The following is a 19935-nucleotide window of genomic DNA, read 5'->3' on the forward strand; positions in this document are numbered from 1 at the left end:
CAGATGGCGAAGCAAGACGAACTGGTGTTTCTGCCCCTCGGCGGCGTCGGCGAGATCGGGATGAATCTCGCCCTCTACGGCTATGGTCCGGCGGAGCAGCGTCAATGGATCATGGTCGATTGCGGCGTGACGTTCCCGGGGCCGGATCTGCCTGGTGTCGATCTCGTCCTGCCGGATATCCGTTTCCTCGCCAAGGAACGCAAGAACCTCAAGGGCATCATCATCACCCACGCGCACGAGGATCATTACGGCGCACTGAACGATCTTTGGCCGGGCCTGAATGTTCCGATCTATGCCTCTGCCTTTACCGCCGGTCTTCTTGAGGCCAAGCGCGATTATGAGAAGTCGATGGGCGAGATCCCGGTGACGCTGTTCAGGGCCGGCGATCGCATCAATGTTGGCCCCTTCGAGATCGAAGGCGTGGCCGTCAACCACTCGATCCCCGAGCCGATGTCGCTGATGATCCGCACACCGCTCGGCAATGTCGTGCATACCGGAGACTGGAAGATCGATCACGAGCCGTCGCTCGGGCCGCTGACCGACGAGACCCGCTTCCGCCAACTCGGCGATGAGGGCGTGCTGGCGCTGATGTGCGATTCCACCAATGCCTTGCGCGATGGTGTTTCGCCTTCGGAGAAGGACGTCTCGGAAAGCCTCCGCAAGATCATCGAGGATGCAGAGGGCAGGGTAGCGATCACCACCTTCTCGTCGAATGTCGGCCGCATCCGCACCATTGCCGAGGCTGCCGAAGCCGCCGGCCGCGAAGTGCTGCTGCTCGGCAGCTCGCTGAAGCGCGTCGTCGACGTCGCCCGCGATATCGGCATCATGGAAGGCATCAAGCCCTTCATCGCCGAAGACGAATATGGCTATATCCCGCGCGACAAGGTCGTGGTGATCCTGACCGGCAGCCAGGGCGAATCCCGAGCCGCGCTGGCGAAACTTTCGCGTGACGAAATGCGCAACGTCGCATTGGCATCAGGCGATATCGTCGTCTTTTCCTCGCGCGCCATTCCCGGAAATGAGAAGGCGATTCAGGACATCAAGAACGGCCTGATCGAACAGGGCGTGCATGTGGTGACGGATGCCGAGGCGTTGGTGCACGTCTCCGGCCATCCCCGGCGCAACGAATTGCAGAAGATGTATGAGTGGACGCGTCCGAAGGTCCTCATCCCCGTACATGGCGAGGCGACCCATCTGACCGCGCATAAGGAATTGGCCGAACAGAGCGGCATTGCCACCGTACCGCGGGTGCGCAACGGCGATGTCGTGCGTCTTGCGCCCGGTCCGGTCGAGGTGATCGGCGAAGCGCCGCATGGGCGCATCTTCAAAGATGGCATATTGATCGGCGATTTTGACGAGATGGGCATCGGCGAGCGCAAGAAGCTCTCCTATGTCGGCCACGTCGCCGTCAACGTCGTTCTCGATGCGCGCTATGATATCGTCGGCGATCCCGATGTCGTGCCGATCGGCCTGCCGGCCTATGATGATGAAGGCGAGGAGATGGAGGATACGCTCTTCGACGCCATCGTTAGTGCTATCGAGAGCATTCCGCGCGCGCGTCGGAAGGATCTGGACATGCTGCAGGAGGCCACTCGCCGAGCAGTGCGCGCCGCCGCCAACCAAGGCTGGGGCAAGAAGCCGGTCGTGACCGTATTCATCACGCGCACCGGCGGCTGAGGTCTGATCGGGAGGAGAGGGTCATGTTGGGACGCATCAATCACATCGCGATCGCCGTTCCCGATATCGCCGTGGCTTCCCGAGCCTATCGCGAGACGCTCGGCGCAACTGTATCCGCGCCGCAATCCTTGCCGGAGCACGGCGTAACCGTCGTTTTCGTCGAGCTGCCGAACAGCAAGGTCGAACTGCTCGAACCGCTGGGCGAAGCTTCGCCCATCGCTTCCTTCCTCGCCAGGAACCCGGATGGCGGCATGCACCATATCTGTTACGAAGTCGCGGATATCCTTGCGGCACGCGATCAGCTGGTTTCCAGGGGTGCACGCGTGCTTGGCGATGGCGAGCCGAAGATCGGCGCGCATGGCAAGCCTGTACTCTTCCTGCATCCGAAGGATTTCTTCGGCACGCTCATCGAGCTTGAGCAGGTGTGACATCGGAGCCGGATGATTTTGGGCGGAACTGGCCTAAAATCTGAATCTGCTTTGAGTGCGCTGATCGGCACTTTGAAAGACGGCCGCTTTGTCCCTATAAGCAGTTTGGAAGAGGAGGAGACGGGTAAACACGTCTCGAAGGGAGCATAATGGCCCAGCAGATCATTGCCAGTTTCGCCGTTTATTTCGTTATCTGGTGGATTACGCTCTTTGCCGTCCTGCCGTTTGGTCTGCGCACGCAGGCCGAGGACGAGCATGTGGTCCTCGGCACCGTCGAAAGCGCCCCGACGAAGTTTCGGGCCTGGCGGGTGGTTCTCGTCACGACGCTGGTGTCTGCTCTTATTTACGGCGCCTGGTATGTCGCGTCGCATTACTTCGGATTGAGTATAGATTCCATTCCTAAGATCGTTCCAAGCTATCAGTGATCTATAGAAATAGTAGAGTAAAGCAGGCCCAAGTCGCATGCCCTGCAAGTCGCATGCCCTGCAATCGCCATCAATTCGTCACACGCCTGTCATGTGGCTGGCGCAGAGAATTCCCGGTGCGTTTGTCGTATCTTGGCTGAAGGGCTGAAAGTGGGCTTTCTCGCGAGAGCGGCTGATCGGCGGAAGATCAGGCTGAGAAAGCAAAAAAAAACAAGGCTATAAGCCTTGTTTTAAAGTATCGCGTGATCCTTATCCGTTACCGGGGCAGCGAACGAGCGCGCCTAAGATCTGATCCTCCCAAGACTTGACCGCGAAACGACAAGAATTTAGCCTTCCTGCCTCTTTTGTGAGCTAAAATTAGCTCAAAGATTGAGCTTTGTCATCCTTTTTTTTGCTTTTTTGCTACAGTGGCGCAGAATTTTTCTGTTGACAGATTTTCGTCGTAAATCCTTATAAACGTGCGCTTTTTCGAAACATCGGAAATAGGCCGTATCGCCTGTATTTCCGGGCATTTGCCAAATTCTTCTATTGCAGAATGCGGGTTTCCTTCCAACGCCGAAGCAGTTATGAACTGCCTCCAGTACATAATTTACTAACGATTCCGCCGCGAGCGGAACGTCAAACCATCTGGAACAAGCGTCATGCGTCTGTCTCGTTACTTCATGCCCATCCTGAAGGAAAACCCCAAGGAGGCTGAAATTGTTTCCCATCGGCTCATGCTGCGCACCGGTATGATCCGCCAGCAGTCGCAGGGCATCTATTCCTGGCTGCCATTGGGCAAGCGCGTGCTCGACAAAGTCAACAAGATCATCCGCGAGGAGCAGAACCGTTCCGGTGCCATCGAGCTGTCGATGCCGACGCTGCAGTCGGCCGAGCTCTGGCAGGAAAGCGGCCGCTACGACGCTTACGGCAAGGAAATGCTGCGCATCAGGGACCGGCAGGACCGTCCGATGCTCTACGGCCCGACCAACGAGGAGATGATCACCGACATCTTCCGGTCCTATATCAAGTCTTACAAGGACTTGCCGCTGAACCTGTATCATATCCAGCTGAAGTTCCGTGATGAGATTCGTCCGCGTTTCGGCACGATGCGCTCGCGCGAATTCATGATGAAAGATGCCTATTCCTTCGATCTGACGCAGGAAGGCGCAGTGCAATCTTATAACAAGATGTTCGCCGCCTATCTGCGCACCTTCAATCGTCTTGGCCTGAGAGCAATTCCGATGCGTGCCGATACCGGCCCGATCGGCGGCAATCTCAGCCACGAATTCATCATTCTTGCTGATACCGGCGAGTCGGAAGTTTTTTGCCACAAGGATTTCGTCAATTTCGACATTCCGGGCGAAGACACGAATTTCGATGATGCCGCCAGCCTGAAGAGCATCTTCGATAAATGGACTTCGGTCTACGCCGCTACCTCGGAAATGCATGACGAAGCCGCCTTCAACGCCATTCCGGAAGGCGATCGCCTGTCGGCGCGTGGTATCGAGGTCGGCCACATCTTCTATTTCGGCACGAAATATTCCGAGCCGATGGGTGCGAAAGTCCAGGGTCCGGACGGCAAGGAACATGCTGTCCACATGGGATCTTACGGTATTGGACCGACACGCCTTGTTCCCGCCATCATCGAAGCATCGCATGACGAGAACGGAATCATCTGGCCGGAATCGGTCGCGCCGTTCGATGTCGTGGTGATCAACATGAAGGCCGGCGATCAGGCTTGTGATGACGCCTGCGAAACCGTCTATGCCGCGCTGTCGAAGGCCGGCAGGGACGTGCTCTATGACGATCGCGACGAGCGTGCCGGAACGAAGTTCGCGACGGCCGATCTGATCGGCGTGCCCGTGCAGATCATCGTCGGGCCGCGTTCGATCGCGGGCGGCGAAGTGGAAGTGAAGGACCGCAAGACCGGCGCTCGCGAGACGATGACGGTCGATGCGGCAATCAAGCGGCTGGCCGGCTGATTGACGATTAAATAGGATGGAAGGCGAATGGCGGTGAGCGCGGCAGTGGAACAGCAGGAAAATTCGTTCAAGGCCGGCCCATCGTCTCGCCCGTTCTCCGGTTTCGAACGGCTCGTTGCCTGGCGCTATCTTCGCTCCCGGCGCAAGGAAGCTTCGATTTCGGTCATTGCCGGCTTCTCTCTGGTCGGCATCATGCTCGGCGTCGCGGCGCTGATCATCGTCATGGCGGTCATGAACGGTTTCCGCGCCGAACTCTTCAAGCAGATTCTCGGCTTCAACGGCCATGTGGTGGTACAGCCCATCGATTCGCCGCTGAATGATTATGCCGAGCTGGCAAAGAAGTTTTCCGCCGTACCCGGCGTCACCATGGCCTTGCCGCTCGTGGAGGGTGAGACACTCGCCTCGGGACGCGGTGGCTCGGGCACCGGCGCGCTGGTGCGCGGCATCCGCTCGGAAGACCTGACGAAACTCAAGTCGGTTTCCGATCACGTTGTCTCTGGCGATATGGTCGGCTTCGCGTCCGGGCAGGGTGTTCTGGTCGGCAGCCGCCTCGCGCGGCAACTGGGGCTGACGGTCGGTGATCAGATCACGCTCACGGCGCCGGACGGCGATGTCACGCCCTTCGGCGTCAATCCGCGCGTCAAGGCATACACGATCTCGGGTATCTTCGAGGTCGGCATGTCGGAATATGATTCTTCGGTCGTTTTCATGCCGCTGGAGGAGGCGCAGGTCTTCTTCAACGCCGAAGGCATCGTCGAAAAGATCGAGCTCTTCATCACCAATCCCGACGATGTCGATGAGCTGCGGCCGAAGATCGAAGAAGCCGCCGGGCGACAGATCTTCCTGACGGACTGGCGGCAGGTCAATGCCACTTTCTTCTCGGCCCTGCAGGTCGAGCGCAATACCATGTTCATGATCCTGACGCTGATCGTCCTTGTCGCAGCCCTGAATATCATCTCCGGCCTGATCATGCTGGTGAAGGACAAAGGCAGCGATATTGCCATCCTGCGCACCATGGGTGCGACATCGGGCGCCATCATGCGTATCTTTTTCATGACAGGCGCGGCCATCGGCGTCGTCGGCACGCTTGCGGGTGTGATCCTCGGCGTTGTGGTCTGCCTGAATATCGAGTCCATCCGTCAGTTTTTCTCCTGGATTTCGGGTACCGTGATCTTCAATCCGGAAGTCTATTTCCTCAGCAAATTGCCGGCTCAGATGAATCTCGGTGAGACCGTCTCGGTTGTGGTGATGGCTCTCACGCTTTCCTTCCTTGCTACGATCTTTCCGGCCTGGCGTGCCTCGCGGCTCGATCCGGTGCAGGCGTTGCGCTACGAATAAGGAATTCGCATTTGATGAAACGCAACGTCGTTCTCCAGCTTTCGGGCGTGGAGCGTCATTACGGGCAGGGTGAGACGCGCCTGTCGATCCTGAAGGGGGCAGATTTCGCCTTGCGCAGCGGTGAGATCGTCGCGCTGGTGGCGCCTTCAGGAACGGGCAAGTCGACGCTGCTGCACGTGGCTGGTCTGCTGGAGCATCCCGATGGCGGCGAGGTGGTCGTCAATGGCCAGGCCTGCGAGGCCTTGTCCGACGATAGGCGCACGGCGGTGCGCCGCAGCGAGATCGGCTTCGTCTATCAGTTCCATCATCTGTTGCCCGAGTTCTCAGCGCTCGAGAACATCATGATGCCGCAGCTCATTTCCGGCCTCTCGCGCAAGGATGCGAGCGAGCGGGCCGCCCAGCTTCTCGACTATATGCGCATCGGCCATCGCGCCGATCACCGCCCGGCGGAGCTGTCCGGTGGCGAGCAGCAGCGCGTCGCGATCGCCCGCGCCGTCGCCAACGCGCCGCTGGTGCTGCTGGCGGATGAACCCACCGGCAACCTCGATCCGGCGACCGCGCATTACGTCTTCGATGCTCTGGAGGCGCTGGTGCGCCAGTCGGGTCTTGCTGCCTTGATCGCCACCCATAATCACGAACTCGCCGCTCGCATGGATCGCCGCGTCACCCTAAGCGAAGGCAAGGTGGTCGAGGTCTGATCGCCCGTTGAAGCAATTCCAGGAACAGTGCTGCGTGGTTTTCCATCCGGAATTGTGAGATCACGAAGATATAGAGCGGTTCCGTGATTTCGAGAAACGCTGCGCCGCTCTAAGGTACGATCAGGCCGCCGCGATAATCCAGTTCATAGGCCTTGCGGTCCTTCACCATGATGGCCTCATGGCCGGTGAAGTGGTTGCACGACCCGGTGCTGCGGTCGATATAGCGGCCGTAGGCATGTTCGAACTCGAAGCCGCCGAGAAAGCGCTTTTCATCGAGATAGAGACGCAGAAGTGCCGCCTTGATGACCATGCCGGCGCGGGTGCCGTCGATCAGATCAGGCTCGACGATATGGCCGAAATAATTCATGGCCCAGACCGGCTCGCCGTCACACCACACAAGCTCCTGTCCGGCGAAGTCCGTGCCGCCGAAATAGCTGTCGAGATAGCGCCAGCGGCCGCTTGTATAGCCGATATCATGTGAGCCGCTGCGGCAGGACGGCAGCCTCTCGCCATCGCCGACATAGGTCTCCGCTTTGGCGATGACAATAAAATCGTTCAGCTCGGCAAGATCCGGCATGACCCTCTCCATTTTGGTGAGGGGGTAGGATGCCATTCAACGTTGGGCTTGTAAAGAACAAAAAGAGAACATGCGCTAGCGATACCCGCTTTCGCAGGCCTTCTGGCCGAGATCGTCCTGCCAGTTTTGGATGGTCACGGTCTTGGCATCGGCCTTCAGCGCCTTACCATCCTTGGTCACCTTGCCGGTCAAAACGTTATAGTCGCAGCTGTGACTGTTGTCCGGTTCGAGCGTGTCGCGGGAGTCGTAGGTGTAGCCGGCCACCACGAAGTTGTTGTTGCGATAGGCGAGCGTCAATGTCTGAGTCCAGCGATCGCGGCCGATGGCGTCATTCTGCGATGCGATCGCGATCGAGCCGTTTGGGAGCGCCGAGATCGACGGCTCCTGGCCGACGATGCCGCCGGGTTCGACGCTGCCCCATATTTTGTTCGGAGCGCTTGCGGCGAGCTTCAGCAAGGAGTGTTCGTCATCGCGCAGGTAGATATGGATGCCGATCGGATTGTCGGCCTGATCATCCGGAGAGGGCGCCACCAGAAGTGCGAGATCCGGTTTGCCATCCTTGTTCCAATCGCCAATCGCGGCGTCGATGATGCGGCCGGGCGCTATCGCATCTTCAGCGCGGGCCGTAGTTGTCAGCGAAAGGAGAATGAGAGCGCAGGCAAGTGATTTCATCGTGGTCTCCCTGTTCGCATCTCAATAGCGCCGGGCATTTCCGGCGTCCATCGGAGAACGGAAAAGTCGTGCGATGAAATTTATTGATGCTCCTATTGACTTTCGAACAAAAACAGAACAGAAAAGAAACATAACGAGTAAGGAGCGCGTAAATGACCGATATCATTCGAGACGTTGCAGCATTCACCTCCATCGTCATGTTCGTCACCAGCTTTTCCCTCATCATGATGGCGATGTAAGTTTTATCCCCATTTGCTCTTGCTGTTCCCATATTTGATGGGAGCAACTTATGGACTTTACGATCCGCAATGCCGACAATAACACCGATTCATGTGGGCATGCGGAAGGGTTTGAGATGGCGGATATGGGTGGCAGCGGCGTGGCAGCGCCGGCCGGTGAGATGCCGGAATTCGTGCACCTCAGGGTTCATTCCGCTTATTCGCTGCTAGAGGGCGCGCTGCCGCTCAAGAAGATATTGGCCAAGGCTGCCAGCGACAGCCAGCCGGCCATCGCCATTACCGATACCAACAATCTCTTCGTTGCTCTCGAATTCTCGCAGAAGGCGATGGACGAAGGTCTGCAGCCGATCATCGGCTGCCAGGTATCGATCGACATGGAAGATGGCAGCGAAAGTGAGAAACGCGGGCCGCAGCAGGCGCTCGCCAAGCTGCCGTCCATCGTGCTGCTTGCTGCGACCGAGCGGGGCTATGAACGCCTTGTCGATCTTGTCAGCCGCGCCTATCTCGGCGGCGAGGGCAACAGTGCCGTTCACATCACCAGCTCATGGCTGGAAGAGATCGGCACGGAAGGCATGATCGCGCTGACCGGCTCGTTGAGCGGGCCGATCGATATGGCGCTGAAGGAGGGGCATGCCGCGCAGGCGCTCTCCCGTCTGCTGACCTTGAAACGCCTGTTCGGTGACCGGCTATATCTCGAATTGCAGCGCCATGGCGCCTATGATCGCCGCCATGAGCAGAAGATGATCGCGATGGCCTACGAGCATGAGATTCCGCTGGTCGCGACCAACGAGGCCTTTTTCCCGACGCGTGACGATTACGACGCGCATGACGCGCTGATGGCGGTGGCTCATAACGCCATCGTCTCGGACGATACGCGTTTTCGTCTGACGCCGGATCATTATCTCAAGAGCCGAGCCGACATGGCGAAGCTTTTCGCCAATCTGCCGGAGGCGCTGGAAAATACGGTCGAGATCGCTCGCCGCTGCTCCTTCATCCTGAAGACCCGCAAGCCGATCCTGCCGCGTTTCACCGGCGCGACCGATGATGCGGAGGAGGCCGAGCGCGCCGAGTCGGCAGAGCTGCGCGCCCAGGCCGTCGAGGGGCTCGACCAGCGTCTCGCCTCGCTCGGCATGGCGCCAGGCTATGAGGAAAAGGATTATCGCGAGCGCCTGGAGTTCGAACTCAGCGTCATCGAGCGCATGAAGTTCCCCGGCTACTTCCTGATCGTTTCGGACTTCATCAAATGGGCCAAGCGGCATGATATCCCGGTCGGGCCGGGCCGCGGCTCGGGTGCGGGCTCGCTGGTCGCCTACGCACTCACCATCACCGACGTCGATCCGCTGCGCTTCTCGCTGCTGTTCGAGCGCTTCCTCAATCCGGAACGCGTCTCGATGCCGGACTTCGATATCGACTTCTGCCAGGATCGGCGTGAAGAGGTGATCCGCTACGTGCAGGCCAAATATGGCCGCGAACAGGTGGCGCAGATCATCACCTTCGGTTCGCTGCAGGCGCGCGCCGCCCTTCGCGACGTCGGCCGCGTGCTGGAAATGCCCTACGGCCAGGTCGACAAGATCTGCAAGCTCGTGCCGAACAATCCCGCCAATCCGACCCCACTCAGCAAGGCGATCGAGGAGGAGCCGCGCCTGCAGGAGGAGGCGGACAAGGAGCCGGTCGTCGCCCGGCTTCTCGACATCGCCCAGAAGATCGAAGGCCTCTATCGCCACGCCTCGACCCACGCCGCCGGTATCGTCATCGGCGACCGCCCGCTTTCGAAGCTGGTGCCGATGTATCGCGACCCGCGTTCCGATATGCCGGTCACCCAGTTCAACATGAAATGGGTGGAGCAGGCCGGCCTCGTGAAGTTCGACTTCCTTGGCCTCAAGACTCTGACCGTCCTGAAGACGGCGGTCGATTTCGTCGCCAAGCGCGACATCTCGATCGATCTCGCCAGCATCCCGCTCGACGACAAGAAAACTTACGACATGCTCTCGCGCGGCGAGACGGTCGGCGTGTTCCAGGTGGAAAGTGCGGGCATGCGCAAGGCGCTGATCGGCATGCGCCCGGACTGCATCGAGGATATCATCGCGCTGGTTGCCCTCTATCGCCCCGGCCCGATGGAGAATATTCCGGTTTATAATGCCCGCAAGCATGGCGAGGAGGAGATCGAGTCGATCCACCCGAAGATCGATTACCTGCTGAAAGAAACGCAAGGCGTCATCGTCTACCAGGAGCAGGTGATGCAGGTCGCCCAGGTGCTCTCCGGCTATTCGCTCGGTGAAGCCGATCTTCTGCGCCGCGCCATGGGTAAGAAGATCAAGGCGGAGATGGACCAGCAGCGCGAGCGCTTCGTTGATGGCGCCATCAAGAACGGCGTGTCGAAGGGGCAGGCCGACGTTATCTTCGATCTGCTCGCCAAGTTCGCCAATTACGGCTTCAACAAGTCGCACGCCGCAGCCTACGCCATTGTCTCCTACCAGACCGCCTATATGAAGGCGCACTATCCGGTGGAGTTCCTGGCAGCGTCGATGACGCTCGATATGTCCAATACCGAGAAAGTCAACGACTTCCGCCAGGATGCCAAGCGCCTGGGCATCGAGGTCATCGCGCCCTCGGTGCAGACCTCTTTCCGCCATTTCGAAACGGGTGACAACCGCATCTATTATGCGCTGGCGGCCATCAAGGGTGTGGGCGAATCCGCCGTTGATCACATTGTCGAGGTGCGCGGCGATCAGCCCTTTGCCAGCATCGAGGATTTCTGCCTTCGCATCGATCCCAAGCAGATCAACCGCCGCGTTCTGGAAAGCCTGATCTGCGCCGGCGCCTTCGACTGCTTCGAGATCGATCGCGCGCAGCTGATCGCCGGCCTGGATCGCATCATGGGCTATGCCCAGGTCGCGCAGGAAAACAAGCGCAGCGGCCAGCACGACATGTTCGGAAGTGCGGCCTCCGGTCCGGAAAAGATCGTGTTTCCGCCCTATACGCCCTGGCTTGCTTCGGAGCGGCTACTGCGCGAATTCCAGGTGCTCGGCTTCTATCTGACGGCGCATCCGCTCGACACTTATAAGAGCGTGCTCGACAAGATGCGGGTACAGCCCTTCGCCGAGTTCTCGGCCGCGGTGAAACAGGGCGCCAGCAACGGACGTTTGGCCGGCACGGTGATCTCGAAGCAGGAGCGCAAGACGCGCACCGGCAACAAGATGGGTATCTTCGTCTTTTCCGATGCATCTGGTCAGTTCGAAGCGGTGCTCTTCTCGGAGACGCTCAACCAGTATCGTGATGTGCTCGAAGTCGGAAAATCCTTCGTTATAACAGCCCAGGCGGATGAGCGTCCGGAAGGCATCAGCCTGCGCCTGCAGACGGCGCAGTCGCTGGAGGAGAAGTCGCTACAGATGCAGAAGGCACTGCGCGTCTATGTCCGCGATTCCGGGCCGCTGAAAGCCGTTGCCGCGCATCTGAATGCCAAAGGTGACGGCCTCGTCTCCTTCATCGTCATCAAGGAGGAGGGGTTGCGCGAGGTCGAGGTGGCGCTGCCGGAGAAATATCGCATCACGCCGGAAATTGCCGCCGCCTTGCGTACAGCGCCTGGTGTCATCGATGTGGAGCTGGTTTAGCCCTTTTTCCCAAGCGCACCATTGTTGGTGATGGTGATGAAATCGGTCCCGTTACCGGTTTCCGGTCCAACGCCGGTGTCGGAAATCGTCAGCGAGGATCCGGCCGTCAGCAAATCCTCGATGCGGTGGCGGACGTCGTCGGGAATGGTGATGCGGGCAAACGCCTGTCCGGCCGCATCGAGCGATTGCGATTGCTCCTCGCTGGTGATGCCGTACCGCTTCTTCGTCTGCATGCTGAGATCTTCTTCGAGCGTCATGCCGAACCAGTCTGCCTTGCCGCTGATCCGGTCGATGGCGTTGGCTGTGAAGAAATGCACGCCGAGCGCCTCTTGCGGCTCGGCGATGATGGCGGGGCCTTCGAAGAGCGGCTTGAAGTTCTGGCGGACCATGATCGCGCCGTTCGGCGGTTCGCCCTTGCCGGCGGCAGCATAGACCGCTTTCATCAGCGCGGGGCTGACAAGACTGCCCGTCGTCTTGATGTCATGCGCTTTCCTGAAATCTTCGATCGCCTGCACCGTTGCCGGCCCGAGCATGCCGTCGGGCGTTCCGGTAATAAAACCCATCCCATTCAGAATGGTCTGGAGGTCACGCACATTCTCGCGCAGGCCGCGCCGGGTGATGAGGATGCTGAGCGGTGCCGGATCGGCGGGCGGGGCAATGGTTTCCTGGACTTTCGGCATCCGGATCGAAGTCACATCATTCGTTGCGACCTGAAGGGCTTGCCCCTGCGGCAGAAAGCTTGCGGTCATTGGGCGCAGTTCGATGCCGGAAAACAGCGCTGGGGGAGGTGCTGCCGGCGGCTGGAACAGCATCGCGCTCTCGAAAGCCTGCGGCACCAGCGGCTGATTGGCGATCACAACATGCACACCGCGCTCGGTCATCTGATAGAGCATCTTGGCAAAGGCTTTCGGCATGCGCACGCAGCCGTGGGACGCCGGATAATTCGGAACCGAGTTGGATTCGTGCAGCGCGATCCCCGACCAGGTCAGCCTTTGCATGTAGGGCATGGGCGCGGCCGAATAGAGATTTGACTCGTGATAGACCTTCTTTTCCAGAATGGAGAAGATGCCGCTTGGTGTCGTATGGCCCCGCTTGCCGGTCGAAACCTTAGAGGTTGCGATCACCTGGTCGCCATCATAGACGACAAGCGATTGCCTGTCCTTCGACACCACGATCTGCAGCGTGCGGGCATCCGGCGCGGCAAGAGAAGGATGTGAGAGGGCGGTGGCCGACAACAGCCCGAGCCCCAGCAACAGAAACGGCTTCATATGAACACAAACCAATACGCAATACTCGTACTGCCAAGGTTATGCTTTGAAGTTTAAGGAAGGCTTGCCGAAAAGACCTGCCTTATCGCTACCGCTAAATCCTGATGTTGCGTGTTCGAAACAAGATTCAGCTATGCCGAAGCGAGGCTGGCTGCCCTGCTTCGGCATAAGGTATCAACGGCGATCTGGAGATCAATGGACGCTGGAGGCTACCCAGTTGTGCCAGTCCTGCTCGCTGCCGTGGAAGGCGTTGAGGTCGATCCTGCCTTCGACGCCGTGGGAGACGCCTGAACCGGAATATTGCCAGAACAGCCATTTCCGGCCCGGATAGACCTTGGACGGATGTTGAGCCACGGCGCGCAGCCAGAAGGGATAGTCGAGCAGTTCGCCGCTGAGATTGTCGCGATAGAAATCCGGCGCCGTATAGACGATCGGGCGCTGGCCATAATGCTTTTCGAGCTTGTCCATGAAGACCTGCATCTTGGCAAGCACCTGCTCGCGCGAAGGGCGCCGCTTGCAGCTCGACTCACCGTTCCATTCGACGTCGATGACGGGCGGAAGCGCGCCTGCCTCCTTCGGCACGTTGCGGATGAACCAATCGGCTTGCTCACCGGCCGTCCTGCACCAATAGAAGAAGTGATAGGCGCCATGTTTCAGGCCGGCCTGTTGGGCGGCCCGCCAGTTCTTCCTGAACATCGGATCGAGATGATCGCCTCCATCAGTCGCCTTGATGTAGACGAAGTTCGCACCCTGGGTGCGCAGCGTATCCCAGTCGATCTCGCCCTGCCAGCGCGAGACGTCGACGCCATGCACGGCAAGCTTCCGGGGCGATGTGGAAGAGCCGAAATTGATCGGTTTGGCGTCGCGGAAGCGGTGGCTATAGATCTGCATCGGCTGCTGCCGCATGGCACGAGGCATGGGATTCGACGGCGCGAGCATGGCGAGCGGCCGCTGCAGCGGTACGGGTGTGTCGTCCCCGCCTTGTTCGGAGGGCAGAAATGCCTCCGGCCGGACCTCCGTCGGCATTGTAACTGCCAAGGCCTGCTGCCGCTCGACGCGCGAGACCGTTTCGCCGATTTCGACCGATGGCACCGGCCGATTACTCTTTGCGATGGAACTGGTCGTTTCCTTCGAAGGCGGGCTGGCTTGCGCTGCTTCGCGCTCACCTCGGGCGGCGCAGCCTGAGATCGTCAGGCAGGCAAGAAGAATGGTCGATACAGCCGATAGACGCATAGGAACCCGTACGCAAAACACAATCGACGGCGGATCCGCGCCGTTCGGAAGTCACAGAATCCAAGTCCTAATGGAAATTTACCAAAAAAGTTTGAATCCGAGCTTTCTTGCCCTCAAGAATCGCACGCGTGGCGTGATTATTTGCGCTACGGCTCAATATCGCCGGCCGATGACTTTTTTAAAGCATTGTTATCTATGGCGTTTATCGCCGAACGTATAGCCGGTCTCGACCGTCCTGTTGCCGAATTTTTCTTTGAGTTTGTCCATGGCAGCTTCTGCTGCTGCGCGTCGCGTCGACTGCACGTCGACAAGATCGGGCGGATCCGCGCGCGCCGCGTCGCCAAGGTCGGTGACGCCAATGCCGATGAGGCGGAATTTCGTGCCGTCGGTCTCGTGTTCGAGCAGCCGCAGGCCGGTGCGGAAGATCCGGTCGGCAAGCTGGGTCGGATCTTCCAGGCGGCGGTTGCGCGTGCGGGTCCTGAAGTCGGCGGTCTTCAGCTTCAGCACCACGGTCTGCCCGGCAATGCCGCTGCGCTTCAGGCGCCGCGAAACCTTCTCCGAGAGATCGCGCAGGACCGGCACAAGATCGTCATGGCGCGAAATGTCGTCGAAGAAAGTCGTTTCGGAAGACACGCTCTTTGCCGCTTCGTTTGGATGCACCGTACGGTCGTCGATGCCGCGGGCGAGGCGGAAAAGCCGCTGCCCGATGACGCCGTAGCGACGCATGAGGTCGCCTTCCTCCATGGACTGCAATTGGCCGATGGTGCGGATGCCGTCGCTTTCGAGCGTCGCCGCAAAGGCCTTGCCGACGCCCCAGATGGTTGTGACGGGGCGTGGCTCCAGGAAGGAGAGCGCCTCTTCACGCCCGATGACGGAGAAGCCGCGCGGCTTCTGCAGGTCGGAGGCGACCTTGGCGAGGAACTTGCAATAGGAAAGGCCGACCGAGATGGTGATGCCGATTTCCTGTTCGACCCGCCGGGCAAACCTGGCGAGAATGCGGGCCGGCGGATCGTGATGGAGCCGCTGCGTGCCGTCGAGCTCAAGGAAGGCCTCATCGATCGAAAGCGGCTGCACCAGGGGTGTCAGTTCCTGCATCATGCCTCGAACCTCGCGGCCGACACGGACGTATTTTTCCATGTTCGGTCGGATGACGACGGCCTGCGGGCAGGCTTCCAGCGCCTTGAACATCGGCATGGCGGAGCGCACCCCATGGGTGCGGGCGATATAGCAGGCGGTGGAGACGACGCCGCGTTTGCCGCCGCCGATGATGACGGGTTTGTCGGCCAGCTCCGGATTGTCGCGTTTCTCGATCGAGGCATAAAAGGCGTCGCAGTCGATATGCGCCAGCGTCAGTCCGTAGAGTTCGCGGTGATAGACGAGGCGAGGACTGCCGCAGCTGCGGCAGCGCGTTCGTGCGGTCGATTGCTCGCTCAAGCAATCGCGACAGAAACCTGAGATCTTGTCGGGCGCATTGGTCATTGAACGAGAACAAAAATTGAACATCGCTACTTTATGTTTTAAGCTTGTGAGTCTCAAGCCGGAAAACTGTCGGGGAGCAGGGAGTGCGGAATTTAAGCGTGCAGCCATTAACGCCCGAGCGCTGGGACGATTTCGAGGCGCTTTTCGGACCGAGCGGCGCCTGCTACGGCTGCTGGTGCACCTATTTTCGCGTCCCGACCTCGCAACGCAAGACGATGGATGCGGCGGCCAAGAAGCGGTTCATGCAGGCGCGCATCGCGGCCGGGCCGCCACCCGGTCTCCTTGGCTATATCGACGCGCAGCCGATTGCCTGGGTGCAGGTCGGTCCGCGCGCAGAACTCCCGCAATGGAATTCTCCCAAAACCGTATCCCGCCCGCTCGATCCCGCCGATGCGGAGGATAGCTCGATCTGGGCCATCAGCTGCTTCTTCATGAATGCGCGCGATCGTGGCAAGGGATACAGCCATCGCATGCTCTCGGAGGCCATCGACTTTGCCAAGGCGTCCGGTGCGCGGCTGCTGGAGGGCTGTCCGATCGAGCGCACCAAGCAATCGAAATCCGTCGGCCTTTGTGTGGGCTCGCAACGCATATTCGAAGCGGCCGGATTTTCGGAGGTGGCGAAGCGCAAGGATGGCAGGCCGCTGATGCGCCTCATTCTCTGATGCCGGGCGCGGATATCGGGCCAGATGGCTTCAGCGCACGATATGGGCCTGGATCAGCGGCGCCGCCTGGCTCCATTCGTTTGCTTCGGGGATCCCCGCCGCGACGGCTGGCGCCATGCGGTGGACGATGGAATCGGGCTTCAGATTGATCAGAAGGCATTCCGGAACATGCTCGCTGACCGAATGCAGATTATGGGCCATGTCGTCGACGAAGGCGACGGGCACACCGCGCTGCCGATGCAGGGAGCGCACGATCGGCCCTTTCGGCTGCAGCGATGCCAGCAGGGGATAGGCAAGTTCGAGCTTGTCGAGCAGGCGGCGTCTCTGGGCCCAGAACTGTGGCGGCATGGCCGTGAGGAAGACGATATCGGCGTCTTTCGAGAATTCGCCGAGCGTGTCGACAACGCGCTCGAAAGGGGTCTGCCATTGTTCCTGCGCCTCGAAGAAGACTTCGATCAGCCGGTGAACTTCCTTTTCTTCCAAGGCGGAGCCATTGTCTTTGGAGACGATGTTGCCGGTCAGTCGGAAGGAACGTGGCAGGAATTCATAGCCTTCGCCGTCGATGAAGGTCAGGAAAGGGGCAAAGAAATGCAAGACGACGTCGTCGACATCGCAGACGATCAGCGGCCGTTCCTGCAGCCGGATATGCGATACGTCGAATTCGAAAGGGGCATCCATAGTCAATATTCCCCAGAGGCAAGGCCGGGTGGCGAAAAATGCGCCGACGCGGCGGCGACGGCCTCCGGTGGAATGCCGCTCGCCTCGCAAAAGGCCAGCAATGTCGGTTCATGGTTCATGAGAAAGTCGAGCATGCCGGCAAGAAAGGCGGGCTCATTGATGGCGTTGCGCACCTGTGCCGGCTCCACGCCCGTCAGCGCCAGGAAACGGCCGAACATATCCGGTTCGTTGGCCAGCCAGCCGAGTACGGCGATCGCAGTCTCTTGCGGGTCGGCCGCATTCTTCTTCGGGTTCTTGAAGTTACTTTGCATTTTGAAGGGTAAGTTACCTATTTTTCAACCAAATGCCGGTAGTTTGCGATTCAAGTATTTCTGGAATCGGTTCCTCGCGACCCTATATTTCGAGAGAATGGATGCAATACCGGATGCAGGGACAGCTTTCCATGCCTAAGCAGGTAATGATTGTAGAAGACAATGAGCTCAATATGAAGCTCTTTCGCGATCTGATCGAGGCTTCCGGCTATACGACGATCCAGACCCGCAACGGCATGGAAGCGCTCGATCTCGCGCGCAAGCATCGCCCGGATCTGATTCTCATGGATATTCAGCTTCCGGAGGTTTCCGGCCTGGAAGTCACCAAATGGCTGAAGGAAGACGATGATCTCCACGTCATCCCCGTAATCGCGGTTACGGCCTTTGCCATGAAGGGTGATGAGGAACGTATTCGCCAGGGCGGGTGCGAGGCCTATGTTTCCAAGCCGATTTCGGTGCCGAAATTCATTGAGACCATCAAGACCTATCTGGGCGACGCCTGATGATGGGGAAAAGCCGATGACCGCGCGCATCCTGGTAGTTGACGACATCCCCGCCAACGTAAAGCTTCTGGAAGCGCGGCTGCTTGCCGAATATTTCGAAGTGTTGACGGCGGAAGACGGTTTGAAGGCGCTCGCCATTTGTGCGAATGCCCAGGTCGATCTCATCCTTCTCGACATCATGATGCCCGGTATGGACGGATTCGAAGTATGCGAGCGCCTGAAGTCAGATCCGCGTACGGCCCATATCCCCGTCGTCATGGTGACCGCGCTCGACCAGCCGGCAGACCGTGTGCGCGGCCTGAAGGCCGGCGCCGACGACTTCCTGACCAAGCCGGTCAACGACCTCCAGCTTATCTCCCGCGTCAAGAGCCTTCTTCGCCTTAAGACGCTGAGCGACGAATTGAACGTGCGCAGCGAGACCGCGCGCAATTTCGGCATCGAGGATCTGCTTCGGGCCGGTGATGGTCGCGCCGACGAAGCCGGGCAGGTGCTTCTGGTCGATGGTCGCGCCAATTCGCAAGAGCGCATTATCCGCACGCTGAAGCCGATTGCACAGGTCGTTGCAATGTCCGACCCGCAGGCCGCGCTGTTCGAGGCCGCCGAGCGGCCGTTCGAGCTGGTCATCGTGAATTCGAACTTCGAAAACTACGATCCGCTTCGGCTCTGCTCGCAACTTCGCTCGCTGGAACGTACACGCTTCCTGCCGGTGTTGCTGGTGACGGAGCAGGGCGCCGACGAGATCATCGTCCGTGCGCTTGATCTTGGCGTCAACGACTATATCGTCCGTCCGATCGATCCGAACGAGCTCGTCGCCCGTTGTCTCACTCAGATACGGCGCAAGCGCTATAACGACCGGCTGCGTGCCAGCGTGCAGCAGACCATCGAGCTTGCCGTCACCGACGCGCTCACCGGCTTGCACAACAGGCGATACCTGGACAATCATCTCAAGGTGCTTTTCGATCGTTCGCTGGCACGGGGACGGCCGCTTTCCGTCCTGATCACCGACATAGATCGTTTCAAGACCGTCAATGATACCTATGGTCACGACGCCGGGGACGAGGTGTTGAAGGAGTTCGCCGCGCGTATCCGCTCTACGGTGCGCGGTGCCGATCTCGCCTGCCGTTACGGCGGAGAGGAATTCGTTGTCATCATGCCGGACACCCCGGCCGATATCGCGGCTGCCGTCGCCGAGCGCCTGCGCGCTGTGGTAGAAAATATGCCGGTGAAATTACGAGATAATGGTGTCCCGCTTAACATTACCGCATCCTTCGGCATTTCGTCCCGTTTAGACACGATCGAGACGCCGGAGCAATTGATGAAACAGGCCGATCTTGCGCTTTATGAAGCAAAAAGAGCTGGGCGCAACAGGGTCGTCGCCTCGGCTGCTTGATGGAAACAGACCATAAGAAACGGAGGTCGCCTCTCTATATTGAGGGTATTTTTCAAGTTTTGAACAGGCATTCAGAAATTTGTTCTCTGTTCCTCCAGGATGCTCCGCCTCTTGTATTGCTGAGGAAAAGGCGTGTAGTTTTTTCCTAGACATCGCATGAATACGTGCGCATTTGCGGTAACCTTGAAAACTCGTCGTTATTTTATTTGTTAGATGAGGATTATTTGAAAATTTTCCATTATATGTAAGTCATGGAGCGAAGGTTTAACTGAAAGTAATTTATATATTCAATTGTGCTTTAATATATGTATTTCGAATTTTCCTTCACCACAGGAATTATATCTTTATTCTTTAGGACTTCTTGACCAAGGTTTATTAAAACTATCGGACATTCTTTTTTGCCGAAGTCATGAATTTTAACCATCCGAGAAGACAAGCATTTTTTATCATTAAGAATTTGTTGATTTCCTTTCGATTTCGCGCGAATTTAGTCTCATATACAAACAGCCCGTAAGGGTTTTGAAGATACCCCATGATGCTCAGGTCCGCCGCATCTCCTGGGTCGTGGGGTCGGTCGGCTGGCAGGCAGAAAGAGAACGGTTCCTCGTGCCGTTTTGCAGGCTAGCCGGCCCCCAATTCAAAAACGCCGCTCTTCGGTCATCGAAGGCGGCGTTTTTTCTTCGTCGTCCAGGCGTTATCTTTTCAGCTCGGATGATGTCGCAAAATTGGACTTTGTCCCGGAAATCTCCAGCAAAAACAAAAAAGGCGCAAACCCGTAGGTT

The 19935-nt window shown here is 58.8% G+C and carries 17 protein-coding genes; 10 read left to right on the forward strand and 7 right to left on the reverse strand.

Features of this window, described 5'->3' with window-relative positions; translation table 11 throughout:
• The first annotated feature begins 3 nt into the window (after nt 1–3).
• The 6 genes from PH552_RS11290 to PH552_RS11315 all read left to right on the forward strand — a co-directional run bounded on the left by PH552_RS11290 (nt 4) and on the right by PH552_RS11315 (nt 6530).
• Nucleotides 4–1677: a ribonuclease J gene (locus PH552_RS11290; RefSeq protein WP_183764939.1), complete on the forward strand. Its 1674-nt coding sequence runs from the start codon at nt 4–6 to the stop codon at nt 1675–1677.
• Nucleotides 1678–1700: 23 nt separating this feature from the next.
• Nucleotides 1701–2105 carry a methylmalonyl-CoA epimerase gene (gene mce, locus PH552_RS11295; RefSeq protein WP_183764941.1) on the forward strand — a complete coding sequence of 135 codons (405 nt, stop codon included), beginning with the start codon at nt 1701–1703 and terminating at the stop codon, nt 2103–2105.
• Between the two features lie 149 nt (nt 2106–2254).
• Nucleotides 2255–2530, forward strand: a complete 276-nt coding sequence (locus PH552_RS11300) for a DUF1467 family protein (protein WP_112344217.1) — start codon at nt 2255–2257, stop codon at nt 2528–2530.
• Nucleotides 2531–3171: 641 nt separating this feature from the next.
• The gene (gene proS / locus PH552_RS11305; protein WP_113250590.1) at nt 3172–4494 is read left to right on the forward strand and encodes a proline--tRNA ligase; all 1323 of its coding nucleotides are present in this window, start codon (nt 3172–3174) and stop codon (nt 4492–4494) included.
• A 27-nt stretch (nt 4495–4521) separates the two neighbouring features.
• Nucleotides 4522–5832 carry a lipoprotein-releasing ABC transporter permease subunit gene (locus tag PH552_RS11310; RefSeq protein ID WP_113250589.1) on the forward strand — a complete coding sequence of 437 codons (1311 nt, stop codon included), beginning with the start codon at nt 4522–4524 and terminating at the stop codon, nt 5830–5832.
• A gap of 14 nt (nt 5833–5846) precedes the next feature.
• Complete coding sequence (locus tag PH552_RS11315; protein ID WP_112344220.1) at nt 5847–6530, forward strand: ABC transporter ATP-binding protein; 684 nt, start codon at nt 5847–5849, stop codon at nt 6528–6530.
• A 109-nt stretch (nt 6531–6639) separates the two neighbouring features.
• Here the strand turns inward: PH552_RS11315 and PH552_RS11320 are convergent, their stop codons facing one another.
• Both PH552_RS11320 and PH552_RS11325 read right to left on the reverse strand, forming a co-directional pair.
• Entirely contained in the window at nt 6640–7107 is a 468-nt protein-coding gene (locus PH552_RS11320) for a DUF5680 domain-containing protein (protein ID WP_112344221.1), read from the reverse strand.
• Between the two features lie 75 nt (nt 7108–7182).
• Nucleotides 7183–7779 carry a hypothetical protein gene (locus PH552_RS11325; RefSeq protein ID WP_113250588.1) on the reverse strand — a complete coding sequence of 199 codons (597 nt, stop codon included), beginning with the start codon at nt 7777–7779 and terminating at the stop codon, nt 7183–7185.
• A gap of 355 nt (nt 7780–8134) precedes the next feature.
• Between PH552_RS11325 and dnaE the strand changes: the two genes are divergently transcribed.
• The gene (gene dnaE, locus PH552_RS11330; protein ID WP_113250754.1) at nt 8135–11629 is read left to right on the forward strand and encodes a DNA polymerase III subunit alpha; all 3495 of its coding nucleotides are present in this window, start codon (nt 8135–8137) and stop codon (nt 11627–11629) included.
• Here dnaE and PH552_RS11335 read toward each other — a convergent pair.
• The 3 genes from PH552_RS11335 to PH552_RS11345 all read right to left on the reverse strand — a co-directional run bounded on the left by PH552_RS11335 (nt 11626) and on the right by PH552_RS11345 (nt 15609).
• Entirely contained in the window at nt 11626–12897 is a 1272-nt protein-coding gene (locus PH552_RS11335; RefSeq protein WP_113250587.1) for a L,D-transpeptidase family protein, read from the reverse strand. The two genes, dnaE and PH552_RS11335, sit on opposite strands and share 4 nt — an antisense overlap.
• 192 nt (nt 12898–13089) lie before the next feature.
• Nucleotides 13090–14130 (reverse strand): glycoside hydrolase family 25 protein, encoded by a 1041-nt coding sequence (locus PH552_RS11340; RefSeq protein ID WP_113250586.1) that lies wholly within the window; start codon nt 14128–14130, stop codon nt 13090–13092.
• Between the two features lie 189 nt (nt 14131–14319).
• On the reverse strand, nt 14320–15609 hold the full coding sequence (locus tag PH552_RS11345) for a DNA polymerase IV (protein ID WP_113250753.1): 1290 nt from the start codon (nt 15607–15609) through the stop codon (nt 14320–14322).
• A gap of 83 nt (nt 15610–15692) precedes the next feature.
• Between PH552_RS11345 and PH552_RS11350 the strand changes: the two genes are divergently transcribed.
• The gene (locus PH552_RS11350; RefSeq protein ID WP_113250585.1) at nt 15693–16271 is read left to right on the forward strand and encodes a GNAT family N-acetyltransferase; all 579 of its coding nucleotides are present in this window, start codon (nt 15693–15695) and stop codon (nt 16269–16271) included.
• Nucleotides 16272–16301: 30 nt separating this feature from the next.
• Here PH552_RS11350 and PH552_RS11355 read toward each other — a convergent pair whose 3' ends face one another.
• Both PH552_RS11355 and PH552_RS11360 read right to left on the reverse strand, forming a co-directional pair.
• Nucleotides 16302–16949, reverse strand: a complete 648-nt coding sequence (locus PH552_RS11355) for a hypothetical protein (protein WP_113250584.1) — start codon at nt 16947–16949, stop codon at nt 16302–16304.
• Nucleotides 16950–16951: 2 nt separating this feature from the next.
• The gene (locus PH552_RS11360) at nt 16952–17260 is read right to left on the reverse strand and encodes a DUF3572 domain-containing protein (RefSeq protein WP_113250583.1); all 309 of its coding nucleotides are present in this window, start codon (nt 17258–17260) and stop codon (nt 16952–16954) included.
• Between the two features lie 131 nt (nt 17261–17391).
• Here PH552_RS11360 and PH552_RS11365 point away from each other — a divergent pair, with 131 nt between their 5' ends.
• Nucleotides 17392–17763, forward strand: a complete 372-nt coding sequence (locus tag PH552_RS11365) for a response regulator (RefSeq protein ID WP_028754034.1) — start codon at nt 17392–17394, stop codon at nt 17761–17763.
• A 16-nt stretch (nt 17764–17779) separates the two neighbouring features.
• On the forward strand, nt 17780–19153 hold the full coding sequence (locus tag PH552_RS11370; RefSeq protein WP_113250582.1) for a PleD family two-component system response regulator: 1374 nt from the start codon (nt 17780–17782) through the stop codon (nt 19151–19153).
• Nucleotides 19154–19935: the final 782 nt, after the last annotated feature.

The organism is Rhizobium aureum, from assembly GCF_030182495.1.
In the GTDB taxonomy this organism is placed as follows: domain Bacteria; phylum Pseudomonadota; class Alphaproteobacteria; order Rhizobiales; family Rhizobiaceae; genus Rhizobium; species Rhizobium tropici_C.